Origin of the sequence: Paraburkholderia xenovorans (assembly GCF_046030735.1) — a bacterium.
GTDB lineage: Bacteria > Pseudomonadota > Gammaproteobacteria > Burkholderiales > Burkholderiaceae > Paraburkholderia > Paraburkholderia xenovorans_A.
Genome location: NZ_JAQQBV010000027.1, coordinates 95,829 through 107,937, shown reverse-complemented (window position 1 = coordinate 107,937; position 12,109 = coordinate 95,829). Strand labels below are relative to the sequence as shown.

Here is a 12,109-nt window from a genome sequence, read left to right as displayed (position 1 = left end):
AACCCCCCCCCCCCCGGGGCCCCCCCCCCCCGCGCGGCGCCACGCCGTTTTTGCTTGCGGAAACCCGTTTGCCGCCTGAACCGTCGCAGAGCCAAAAGCCCCGTGCGACGGGCGCGCAAACGTTTGACCAGACGAAAAAAAAGCGGGCCTGGAGCCCGCTAAAAACCACACGCTACGGGGTTAGCGCGAGGAGACCAAAGTAGGAACCAACTGAGACGACGCCCCAGCGTCGACTACGGCCCCAGCAGGGATGCCCCTTCACAGGGCTTCGGCATTACGCCGACCGGCAAGTGCATCGTATCCGCTCACACCACACACCCAGCCACATCCGTGTTGAAACCGTCGAGGCATTGTGGGCGAATTAACCTATGAGCGCGGTAACAAAGTGTTTCAGGTTGTAACGCCCGCCAGATAAGGCGTTGCGGGACTAATTGCCAAATTAAATCGTTTTAAACGTAAAAATTACCGATGACTGTGGGGCAATTTCATACGCCTGATTGATGCTATTCGCGACGCATAGCGCCGCGTAATTTGTTCAGTCTATTCCGCATGAAATGGTTGCACATTCATCTTTTTCGGAAGCGAGCGCCCGTGTTACATGTCATTTGTCATGTGTATTCAGGATGACGCGTCACGTTCAATACGAGTGATGCAACGCAACATGTGACACGCGGAAATATCACCTCCACGCCGCAGAACACGAAAGCGGCAGCCGGCACGATCGTTCGATTTCCGTCCGGCACCGTCACGCGCGGAGGTTACATGAATGATCGCCCGCCGCCGTAACCGGCATGTCTGTCAAACCCCCATTCTGCGATCAGAAGGAAACTCGCGAGCATGCCGCTATTTCAGCCATCTATCCGAAATGGCCTGATACTCACCCGTTCCGCGTGCCATATGCAGCCATTGGTCGACATATTGCTGGAACACCACGTCGCCGCGCGGCAGCAGCCAGGCTTTTTCGCCGAACTGAAACGGTTTCTCCGGATGAACCGAGCACAGGCCGGGATTCAGCTTCTGCTGCAATAAGGTTTCCGACGCGTCCGTCACCATCACATCGGCTTTGCCTGCGAGGATCTGCTTGAAGATCGTCACATTGTCCGGATACACCGTGACATTCGCGTGCTGGAAATATTGCTTCGCGAACCGCTCGTTGGTACCGCCCGGATTGACGATCACCCGCGTGGCCGGTTGGTCGATTTGCGCGACGGTCTGATATTTGTTGACGTCGTCGCAGCGAACGATCGGCGTTTTGCCGTCCACCATATAGGCCTGCGTGAAGAACGCGCGCTTCTGGCGTTCCAGTGTCGGCGAAACGCCGCCCACCGCGATATCGCATTTGGCGACGAAATCGTTCATCAGATTCGACCACGAGGTCTTGATGAACTCGGCCTTCACGCCGAGCGATTTCGCGAGCGACTCGGTCATGTCGATGTCGATCCCTTCGAACTGACCGTCCGGCTTATAGAACGAGTACGGCTTGTAGTCACCGGTCGTGCAGGCGCGTAGCGTGCCGCGCGAGAGGACTTCGTCGAGCCGCGAAGGCGCAGCGGTGGCAGCGGGAATGGCGCTGGACTGCCCGTAGGCCGCGCCTCCGAGCATCAAAACACTGGCCGTGACACCGAGCAAAGCGCCGAGCAACGCACGTACTGATTTATTCATGAAGTCTCCTTTGTTATGTGATTTTTTGGTCAGGCCGCCCGATCATAGTCGGGCGATTTGCGCTTGAACATTAGTCGTTCAGCCAGGTAGCGCGGCGCCAGAATCCTGCTCGAGCTGGCAGCGAAATAACGCGGACGGCAAACCGGCTCGCAGTTATTGCCCGCATCAACGGCAATGCGGTGAGCCTCGCTCCGGTAAAATGCCCTTTTGCCCTCAGTCGTACGCAACGTGGCCCATAAACTCCTGAACGACACTTTCCTGCGCGCACTGCTGCGCCAGCCGACCGACTACACGCCGATCTGGCTGATGCGACAGGCTGGCCGCTACCTGCCGGAATACAACGCCACGCGTGGTCGCGCGGGCAGTTTTCTCGGCCTCGCGAAGAATCCCGCGTACGCAACCGAAGTCACGCTGCAACCGCTCGAGCGCTACCCGCTCGACGCCGCGATACTTTTCTCCGACATCCTCACCGTGCCCGACGCAATGGGCCTCGGCCTTGAGTTCGTCGCCGGCGAGGGGCCGAAATTCGCCCGCCCGGTTCGCACGGAAGACGATGTAGCGCGCCTCACGGTGCCGGACATCGACGCCACGCTGCGCTACGTGACCGACGCCGTGCGCGAAATCCGCACCGCGCTCACCGACGCGCAAGGCCGTCAACGTGTGCCGCTGATCGGCTTTTCCGGCAGCCCGTGGACACTCGCGTGCTACATGGTCGAAGGCGCGGGGTCGTCGGATTTCCGTACCGTCAAATCGATGCTGTACGCGCGGCCCGACCTGATGCATCGGATTCTCGAGATCAACGCGAAGGCCGTCGCGGCCTATCTGAACGCGCAGATCGAAGCGGGCGCCCAGGCCGTGATGATCTTCGACACATGGGGCGGCGCGCTGGCGGACGGCGTCTACCAACGCTTTTCGCTGCACTACATCCAGCAGGTCGTGAGCTTGTTGAAGCGCGAGCACGACGGCGAAAAAGTGCCCGTCATCACGTTCACGAAGGGCGGCGGTCTGTGGCTCGATGAAATTGCCGATATCGGGGTCGACGCAGTCGGTCTCGACTGGACGGTGAATTTGAGCCAGGCGCGCGAACGTGTCGGCGCGAAGGTGGCGCTGCAAGGCAATATCGATCCGTCGGTGCTGTTTGCGCCGCCGGCGTCGATCCGGATGGAAGCGCGGGCTGTGCTCGACAGCTTCGGCAATCATCCCGGCCACGTTTTCAACCTCGGCCACGGTATTTCGCAGTTCACGCCGCCCGAGAATGTTGCGGAGCTGGTCGACGAAGTGCATCGCCATAGCCGCGCGATTCGTAGCGGCGCTCACGCACCGAAATGACACCGTAACCGTTGCCATTTTTGCTGCAACGCGGCGAAGTGGGCTCTCGGTCTAAGGGGAAAATTACAGTCCAGGGGCCGCCGGATGGCACTCCCCGGATTGTCAAGACTTGACTTATGCACATTTATCACGCTGCGGCGCGGTAGAAGCTTTCGTCGGAGCGTAGCCCTTGCGCAGTCCCGGCGTATTTGATCTAAGCCTTGTCTGGCAAGGGTTTCCGAGGATTGCGGGCGAATGTGCGAAACCCCACAGAAGGCCGTCGCTGCGTGCTTTGCGGCCAATTCGGACGAAGTTCTTAACAAAGTTATCCACAGGCACGCGGACCGATTGCAATTGTTCAGCCGAATCCAAAACTTAGCGCCGAAATTGAAGTTTTACTTTAACTTCGAGCGGTTTGTCGTCTGCCCGGGGCGCGCGTCGACGCGGCCTCTTGCCGCACCGATTCATCTGATTTCCACCGTTGCGTGAGCGACATGTTCGTCCGTGTCGCGTTGGATCATCCGCTGCCGACTCTGTTCGACTATCGGTACGACGCGCCTGAGCCGGTTGTGCCCGGCATGCTGGTGAGCGTGCCATTCGGCAAGCGGCACGTAGTGGGTCTCGTCTGCGAAGTCACGGCTCACAGTGATGTGCCGCCCGATCGTCTGCGTTCGGTGGAAAGCGTGTGCGCCGCGTGCCCGCCCGTGTCGGCGGAATGGTTGAAGCTGGTTGCGTTCGCCGCTGACTACTATCAGCGCGGACTTGGCGAGGTCGCGTTGCCCGCTCTGCCGCAAGCGTTGCGTGACGCGTCCCGCTGGACGCGGCTGTTCGCGCCAGAAGAGCGCTACACGCTGACGTCCGCGGGCCGCGCCGCGCTGCCGGACGCGTTGCCGGCCCGCGCGAGCGCGTTGAGGAAACTCGCGCAAGCGCTCGCCGAGACCGATTTTCTGCTGCCCGCCGACGCCCGCGCGCTCCATCCGAAAGCCGTCGCGACGTTCGACGCATGGCGCGCCGAAGGCTGGGTCGAGCTCGAAGTGATCGAAGCCGCGGCGGTCGTCGGCGCGGCCAATGCCGCAGATACGCCCGCGCCGAAGTTGCCCACGCTGACCGACGAACAGGCCGCCGCGGTCGAAGCGATCCGCGACGCCGATGGCTTTGCGCCATTCCTGCTGCACGGCGTGACCGGCAGCGGCAAAACCGAGGTTTATCTCCGCGCGCTCGCCGAGATTCTCGCCGCGCGGCCCGACGCGCAGGCGCTGGTGCTGGTCCCCGAAATCAATCTGACGCCGCAGTTCGAAGCGGCTTTCCGCGCGCGCTTCGCCGCGCTGGAAGGCGCCGCGATCGTCACGCTGCACAGCGGTCTCGCGGAAGGCGAACGCGCGCGCAACTGGTTCGCCGCGCATACCGGCCGCGCGCGCATCGTTCTCGGCACACGGCTGGCGGTGCTTGCGTCGCTGCCGAAGCTGGCGATCATCGTCGTCGACGAGGAGCACGATCCGGCCTACAAGCAGCAGGAAGGCTTGCGTTACTCCGCGCGCGATCTGGCGATCTATCGCGCGAAGCAACTCGGTCTGCCGGTCGTGCTCGGCTCGGCCACGCCGTCGCTGGAGAGCTGGTGGCAGGCGGATCAGGGGCGCTACAAGCGGCTTACGCTGTCGCGTCGCGCGGTTGCCGAGGCTGTGCTGCCGACCGTCAGGCTGATCGACCTCGAGGAAGAACGGCGGCGCGGGCGCGCCTCGGTGGAAGGCTTGTCGGGGCCGTTGATCGCCGCGTTGAAGGCGAGACTCGAGCGCGGCGAGCAAAGCCTCGTGTTCCTGAACCGGCGCGGTTACGCGCCGCAACTCTCGTGCGACGCGTGCGGTTGGGTCGCCGGCTGTCCGCGTTGCAGCGCCTACGTCGTGCTGCACAAGCCCGAGCGTGCGCTGCGCTGCCACCATTGCGGCTGGGAGGCGCGCATTCCGCGTTCGTGCCCGGAGTGCGGCAACGTCGATATCGCGCCGATGGGACGCGGCACGCAACGGGTCGAGGAAACGCTCGCGAGCGCGGTGCCCGGCGCGCGCGTGCTGCGCATCGACGCCGACAGCACGCGCCGCAAGGGCAGCGCGCAGGCGCTGTTCTCCGACGTCCACGCCGGCGAAGTGGACATCCTCGTCGGCACTCAGATGATCGCGAAGGGGCACGACTTCCAGCGCGTGTCGCTGGTCGGCGTGCTGAATGCCGATACCGCATTGTTCTCGCACGACTTCCGCGCAAGCGAGCGCCTCTTCGCGCAACTGATGCAAGTGAGCGGCCGCGCCGGGCGGGCCGGATTGCCGGGCGAAGTGCTGGTGCAGACGCGTTATCCGCGGCACGCGCTGTATCACGCGCTGGGCCGGCACGACTACGTCGGCTTTGCCAATTCGACGCTTGCCGAGCGGCGCGACGCGCATCTGCCGCCGTTCGTCTATCAGGCGTTGCTGCGCGCCGAGGGCCGCACGCTGGAAGCCGCGCTCACCTTCCTGCAACAGGCCGCCGCGGCGCTCGCGGAGATTCCGGCCGCCGCACGCGTGACCGTCTACGACGCCGTGCCGCTCACCATCGTCAAGGTGATGCACGTGCACCGCGCGCAATCGCTGATCGAGAGCCAGTCGCGCGGGGCGCTGCAAGCCACCTTGCATGCCTGGCAACCCGTACTGCGCGCGCTGAAGGGCGTGCTGCGCTGGAACGTCGAAGTCGACCCGCTCGACATGTGACGCCCTCGGCGCCGCGCGTCGGCGTTACTTCTTTCGGTCATATTCATAGAGCGAATGGTCGTTTCGTTTTGCGATCGCGCTCGCCTATATTTCGCCGAATCGGCGCATCTCCAGGCAAAAAACCAATATTCCCGCGCCGATGCAACTCAACTTCTTCGGGGCTTTGCGATGAGCGATACCAATCAGACACTGCCGGGCGGGGCCGCCCCCTGCGAACGGCGTAGTGGACACAGCACGCACGGCGGCGGTCTCTTTTCAACGGAAGACTGGTGGGCCGTATGGGTCGGCCTGCTGGTGATCGTGATCGCCTGGGCGCTGTTTGCGTCGGGCAGCAGCATCAAGTGGCTGGCGGTTGCGCCGGCCAGATGGTCGAGCGTCGGACAGGCTGCGCAGGATCTCGGCAAACATCTGCCGAACTATGTCGCGCTGTTCGTCGGATTTGCCGTGCTATTCGGTATCAGCCTCGCCGCGTTGAAGCAGCGCGTCAGCGCTTTTCTCGGCGCGTTTCTGATCCTGTTCATCGTGTCGGCGCTGATCTTCACGGTGGGCGCGTGGGTGAATGCGTCGAAGTACAACCTGGAGCCGCCGCTCGTCGCGCTGGCGCTCGGGCTCGTGATCTCGAACGTGTTCCGCTTGCCTGAATGGTTCTCGGCGGGTTTGCGCGTCGAGTTTTACATCAAGGTCGGTATCGTGCTGCTCGGCGCGACGCTGCCGTTCACGTTGCTGGTGTGGGCGGGGCCGGTGGCGGTCGGGCAGGCGACGATCGTGTCGCTCGTGACCTTCTTTGTGATCTTTCTCGCCGGCAAGGCGTTGGGACTCGACCGGCGTTTTGCCGCGGTGCTCGGCGTCGGCGGCGCGGTGTGCGGCGTTTCGGCAGCGATCGCGATTGCCGGCGCGGTGCGCGCGAAGCGCGAGCAGGCATCCGTGGCGATCACGCTGGTGGTGCTGTGGGCGATCGTGATGATCTTCGTGCTGCCGTTCGCGTCGCGCTCGCTGGGTTTGTCGACGGCGGTGGCCGGCGCGTGGATCGGCACGTCGGAATTCGCCGATGCCGCGGGCATCGCCGCCGCGCAAGCCTATGGCGATCTCGCGAAACATGCGGGTGGCGCGATTGCCGGCGCACCTGACGCGTCGTTGCAGGCGTTCACGCTGATGAAGGTAGTCGGCCGCGACATCTGGATCGGCATCTGGGCATTCGTGCTGGCGATTGTCGCGACCACCCGTTGGGAATCGCAGGACAGCGGCGTCAAGGCCAAACCGAACGCCGGTGAAATCTGGGCGCGCTTTCCGAAGTTCGTGATCGGTTTCGTGATCGCTTCTGCGCTGGTCACGTGGATCGCGAGCCACTATTCGCTCGCCGACTACCGCAAGGTCGTCACGCCGGAATTCGTCGCGCCGATCACCGCGTTACGCACGTGGGCGTTCACGTTCTGTTTTCTGAGCATCGGTTTGACCACGCGCCTGCGTTCGCTGACGGCGACCGGTCTGAAGCCGTTCCTGGCTTTCACGGCGGGCGTGGTGGTCAATATCGCCATCGGCTACGCGCTGTCCGCGCACGTGTTCGCACCGTACTGGAATAGTCTGGGGCAGGGCTCGTGACGAGCGCCGCTGCGCGGGTCGCCACGATCGCGGACGCACGCGACACCGCGTGCGAGCCGCGCTGCGCGAGCTGCCGGTATCGCGCCGACGATCGGCATTCACTGGAGCAGAGCATTCCGGGCCTCACCGTGTTCAGTTCGGGCTTCGGAGCGAGCGTGGCGGCAAGCCGGCTGTGTCGCCTGCACGATCAGCTCGTTTCCCCCGACGACACCTGCGTGCGCTTCCAGCCGATTCCGTCACACTGACGCGCGCGTGTCCGCTGCCGCCTGGCTGAGCCGGGCGGCACACTTTCCTTCATTGCCGGTTATCTGGCGGCCTCGCCGGATCGACTACGCGTCAACGCCGGTGCGAGCCGCAGCCGGTCATCAATCGTTCAGCGCGGCGCGCGTGTCGCCGCTCGATGCGCGCGATGCCGCGCGCGGTTGCCTTCTGGCGGCGGCGCGCTTGTCCGCCCCACCCGTCGCACCGCGAATGAACAGCACCGCGCAGGTCGCGCACATCGCCCAGATGCCCAATACCACCAACCACTTTTCCATTTCGCTCGTCCTCTAAACCCCGTACCGTTTTTTATGCGTGCCGAGTGGCCGCGTACCGCCATGATCTGTATAACGGCGCGCCGCGCGATTCGATGAGGGTAAAAGCGAAAAGAAACATGCCCAGGGAAAGCACCAGGCGCAACCGTTGCCGGCCGGTGCGACGTCGTCAGTCGGCAACCCCCGCCGCACAAGGGGTTTGAATAGGTGCAACCATGCCCGACGCATGGTTGCACCTTTTTATTTGGAGGCGTACGATTCGCCAACTTTTAGTCTTTCCCAGCGCTTTCAGTTGGCATCCCGAAGAAGGAAACATGGCTAGCACCACCCTTGGCGTCAAGGTCGACGACCTCCTGCGTTCCCGGCTGAAAGACGCCGCCACCCGCCTCGAACGCACTCCGCACTGGCTGATCAAGCAGGCGATTTTTGCGTACCTCGAAAAGATCGAGCACGGTCAATTGCCGCCTGAGTTGTCGGGCGCAACCGGTTCGGCCGATCTGGCCGACGGCGCCACGGTCGAGCACGAGGAAGACGGCGCATCGCATCCGTTCCTCGAGTTCGCGCAAAACGTGCAGCCGCAATCGGTGCTGCGCGCGGCGATTACCGCGGCGTATCGCCGTCCCGAGCCGGAATGCGTGCCGTTCCTGCTGGGTCAGGCGCGCTTGCCGGCGAACCTCGCAGGCGACGTGCAGGCCATGGCCGGCAAGCTGGTCGAAACGCTGCGCGGCAAGAGCACGGGTGGTGGCGTCGAAGGTCTGATCCACGAGTTTTCGCTGTCGAGCCAGGAGGGCGTCGCGCTGATGTGCCTCGCCGAAGCGCTGCTGCGCATTCCCGATCGCGCGACGCGCGACGCGCTGATCCGCGACAAGATCAGCAAGGGCGACTGGAAATCGCACGTTGGCCAGGCGCCGTCGCTGTTCGTCAATGCCGCGACCTGGGGCTTGATGATCACCGGCAAGCTGGTGACGACCAATAGCGAAACCGGTTTGTCGTCGGCGTTGACGCGCCTGATCGGCAAGGGCGGCGAGCCGCTGATCCGCAAGGGCGTGGACATGGCGATGCGCCTGATGGGCGAGCAGTTCGTCACGGGCGAGAACATTTCCGAAGCGCTGGCCAACAGCCGCAAATACGAAGCACGCGGTTTCCGCTACTCGTACGACATGCTGGGCGAAGCGGCCACTACCGAGGCCGACGCGCAGCGCTACTACGCGTCGTACGAACAGGCGATCCACGCGATCGGCAAGGCGGCGGGCGGTCGCGGCATCTACGAAGGCCCGGGCATCTCGATCAAACTCTCGGCGCTGCACGCACGCTATTCGCGTTCGCAGCAGGAACGCACGATGAGTGAACTGCTGCCGCGCGTGCGTTCGCTGGCGATCCTCGCGCGCCGCTACGACATCGGCCTGAACATCGACGCGGAAGAAGCCGACCGCCTCGAAATCTCGCTCGATCTGCTCGAAGCGCTGTGTTTCGATCCGGAGCTGGCCGGCTGGAACGGCATCGGTTTCGTGGTGCAGGCGTATCAGAAGCGTTGCCCGTTCGTGATCGAATACATCATCGATCTGGCGCGCCGCAGCCGTCACCGGATCATGGTGCGCCTCGTGAAGGGCGCGTACTGGGATACCGAAATCAAGCGCGCGCAAGTGGACGGCCTCGAAGGCTATCCGGTCTACACGCGCAAGATCTACACCGACGTGTCCTACCTCGCCTGCGCGAAGAAGCTGCTCGGCGCACCGGATGCCGTCTATCCGCAGTTCGCCACGCACAACGCGCACACGCTGTCGGCGATCTATCACCTCGCGGGCAATAACTACTATCCCGGCCAGTACGAGTTCCAGTGCCTGCACGGGATGGGCGAGCCGCTGTACGAGGAAGTCACCGGCCCGCTGTCCGCTGGAAAGCTGAATCGTCCGTGCCGCGTGTACGCGCCGGTCGGCACGCATGAAACGCTGCTCGCGTACCTCGTGCGCCGTCTGCTGGAGAACGGCGCGAACACGTCGTTCGTGAACCGCATCGCCGATGAAACCGTCGCGATCAAAGACCTGATCGCCGACCCGGTCGACGAAGCGTCGAAGATCGTTCCGCTCGGCGCGCCGCACGCGAAGATTCCGCTGCCGCGCAATCTGTACGGCAACGAGCGGCTCAATTCGATGGGCCTCGATCTGTCGAACGAGCATCGGCTGGCGTCGCTGTCGTCGGCGTTGCTGGCGAGCGCGCATCATCCGTGGCGCGCCGCGCCGATGCTGGAGGACAACGAGATCGCTGTGGGCGTCGCTCGCGACGTGCGCAACCCGGCCGATCAGCGCGACCTCGTCGGCACGGTGGTCGACGCGACGCCGGAGCACGTGAGCGCCGCCCTGGCGCACGCCGTGGCCGCCGCGCCGATCTGGCAAGCGACGCCGGTCGACGCCCGCGCCGATTGCCTCGCACGTGCCGCCGATCTGCTCGAAGCGCAGATGCATACGCTGATGGGCCTCGTGGTGCGTGAAGCCGGCAAGTCGCTCGCGAATGCGGTTGCCGAAATCCGCGAGGCGATCGACTTCCTGCGCTATTACTCGACGCAAATCCGCAACGAGTTTTCGAACGACACGCACCGTCCGCTTGGTCCGGTCGTGTGTATCAGCCCGTGGAATTTCCCGCTGGCGATTTTCATGGGCCAGGTGGCCGCGGCGCTGGCCGCCGGCAACACCGTGCTCGCGAAGCCGGCCGAGCAAACGCCGCTGATCGCCGCGCAAGCCGTGCGGATTCTGCGCGAAGCCGGCGTGCCGGCGGGCGCCGTGCAACTGCTGCCGGGCAACGGCGAAACGGTCGGCGCCGCGTTGGTGGCCGATCCGCGTACGCGTGCAGTGATGTTCACCGGTTCGACCGAAGTCGCGCGTCTGATCAACAAGACCTTGTCCAACCGCCTCGACCCGGAAGGCAAGCCGATTCCGCTGATCGCCGAAACCGGCGGACAGAACGCGATGATCGTCGACTCGTCGGCGCTCGCCGAACAGGTGGTGGCGGACGTGCTGCAATCGTCGTTCGACTCCGCCGGTCAACGGTGTTCCGCGCTGCGCGTTCTCTGTCTGCAAGACGATGTGGCGGACCGCACGCTGGAAATGCTGACCGGTGCGATGCGCGAACTCGCGGTGGGCAATCCGGACCGGTTGTCGATCGACGTCGGCCCGGTGATCGACGTCGACGCGAAACGCGGTATCGACGCGCACGTCGCGGCGATGCGCGAGAAAGGCCGCAAGGTCGAGCAACTGCCGATGCCGGAAGGCTGCGCGCAAGGCACCTTCGTGCCGCCGACGCTGATCGAACTCGACAGCATCGACGAATTGAAGCGCGAAGTGTTCGGTCCGGTGCTGCACGTAGTGCGTTATCGCCGCAGCCAGCTCGACCGCCTGCTCGAACAGATTCGCGCGACCGGCTACGGTTTGACGCTCGGCATCCATACGCGGATCGACGAGACGATCGCGCATGTGATCGGCCGCGCGCACGTCGGCAATATTTATGTGAACCGCAATGTGATCGGCGCGGTGGTCGGGGTGCAGCCGTTCGGCGGTGAAGGTTTGTCGGGCACCGGACCGAAGGCGGGCGGCGCGTTGTATCTGCAACGTCTGCTGGCCACGCGGCCGGCCGGTTTGCCGAAGTCGCTGGCCGATGCACTGGTTGCCGATGTGCCGCAAGCGTCGCAAAACAGCGACAATCCGTCCGCTGCGCTGACGGCTTACCGCGACTGGTTGATCGGCGAGCAGCAAGCGGTGTTGGCTGCACGCGTCGACGGTTATCTGTCGCATGTGCTTGCGGGCGCAACTGCGGTATTGTCTGGGCCCACCGGCGAGCGCAATACATACACGTTGGGCGCGCGCGGCACGGTGCTGTGCGTCGCGTCGACGGCTAGCGGTGCACGCGTGCAGTTCGCGGCGGCGCTGGCTACGGGAAATCGCGCATTGTTCGACGGCGCGGCAGGGGAACAATTGGTGTCTCAACTGCCCGCCGCGTTGAAGTCGTATGCGAGCGTGAAGAAGAGCGCCGACACGCCGTTCGACGCGGTGCTTTTCGAAGGCGATAGCGACGAACTGCTCGCGCTGGTGAAGGACGTCGCCAAACGCACGGGACCGATTGTTTCGGTGCAGGGCGTCGCGGCTCGCGCGCTGGAAAGCGGCGACGAGGATTACGCGCTCGAGCGTCTGTTGACGGAACGCTCGGTCAGCGTGAATACGGCAGCAGCTGGAGGCAATGCAAATTTGATGACGATCGGCTGAGCGAACCTCGACGGTCAATTCA

At 64.1% G+C, this 12,109-nt stretch carries 7 protein-coding genes; 5 read left to right on the top strand and 2 right to left on the bottom strand.

Annotated elements, in window-relative coordinates:
- Positions 1–843: 843 nt before the first annotated feature.
- On the bottom strand, positions 844–1,662 hold the full coding sequence (locus PQQ51_RS24520) for a transporter substrate-binding domain-containing protein (RefSeq protein WP_408499454.1): 819 nt from the start codon (positions 1,660–1,662) through the stop codon (positions 844–846).
- Between the two features lie 228 nt (positions 1,663–1,890).
- On the opposite strand from PQQ51_RS24520, the gene hemE reads away from it, so the two are divergent.
- The 4 genes from hemE to PQQ51_RS24500 all read left to right on the top strand — a co-directional run bounded on the left by hemE (position 1,891) and on the right by PQQ51_RS24500 (position 7,546).
- On the top strand, positions 1,891–2,991 hold the full coding sequence (hemE, locus tag PQQ51_RS24515; protein WP_408499453.1) for a uroporphyrinogen decarboxylase: 1,101 nt from the start codon (positions 1,891–1,893) through the stop codon (positions 2,989–2,991).
- A gap of 473 nt (positions 2,992–3,464) precedes the next feature.
- Positions 3,465–5,702 carry a primosomal protein N' gene (locus PQQ51_RS24510; protein WP_408499452.1) on the top strand — a complete coding sequence of 746 codons (2,238 nt, stop codon included), beginning with the start codon at positions 3,465–3,467 and terminating at the stop codon, positions 5,700–5,702.
- Between the two features lie 168 nt (positions 5,703–5,870).
- Positions 5,871–7,301: a YeiH family protein gene (locus PQQ51_RS24505; RefSeq protein WP_408499451.1), complete on the top strand. Its 1,431-nt coding sequence runs from the start codon at positions 5,871–5,873 to the stop codon at positions 7,299–7,301.
- Positions 7,298–7,546 carry a hypothetical protein gene (locus PQQ51_RS24500; protein WP_408499450.1) on the top strand — a complete coding sequence of 83 codons (249 nt, stop codon included), beginning with the start codon at positions 7,298–7,300 and terminating at the stop codon, positions 7,544–7,546. The genes PQQ51_RS24505 and PQQ51_RS24500 overlap by 4 nt, the downstream gene beginning before the upstream one ends.
- 120 nt (positions 7,547–7,666) lie before the next feature.
- On the opposite strand, the gene PQQ51_RS24495 is transcribed toward PQQ51_RS24500, so the two are convergent.
- Entirely contained in the window at positions 7,667–7,837 is a 171-nt protein-coding gene (locus PQQ51_RS24495; RefSeq protein ID WP_408499449.1) for a hypothetical protein, read from the bottom strand.
- A 311-nt stretch (positions 7,838–8,148) separates the two neighbouring features.
- Between PQQ51_RS24495 and putA the strand changes: the two genes are divergently transcribed.
- Positions 8,149–12,087, top strand: a complete 3,939-nt coding sequence (gene putA, locus PQQ51_RS24490) for a trifunctional transcriptional regulator/proline dehydrogenase/L-glutamate gamma-semialdehyde dehydrogenase (protein ID WP_408499448.1) — start codon at positions 8,149–8,151, stop codon at positions 12,085–12,087.
- Positions 12,088–12,109: the final 22 nt, after the last annotated feature.

Bases quoted from the DNA above. Each gene is read 5' to 3' on its own strand.
- putA (WP_408499448.1), top strand. From the start codon at position 8,149: ATGGCTAGCACCACCCTTGGCGTCAAGGTCGACGACCTCCTGCGTTCC.
- PQQ51_RS24495 (WP_408499449.1), bottom strand. From the start codon at position 7,837: ATGGAAAAGTGGTTGGTGGTATTGGGCATCTGGGCGATGTGCGCGACC.
- PQQ51_RS24505 (WP_408499451.1), top strand. From the start codon at position 5,871: ATGAGCGATACCAATCAGACACTGCCGGGCGGGGCCGCCCCCTGCGAA.
- PQQ51_RS24520 (WP_408499454.1), bottom strand. From the start codon at position 1,662: ATGAATAAATCAGTACGTGCGTTGCTCGGCGCTTTGCTCGGTGTCACG.
- PQQ51_RS24510 (WP_408499452.1), top strand. From the start codon at position 3,465: ATGTTCGTCCGTGTCGCGTTGGATCATCCGCTGCCGACTCTGTTCGAC.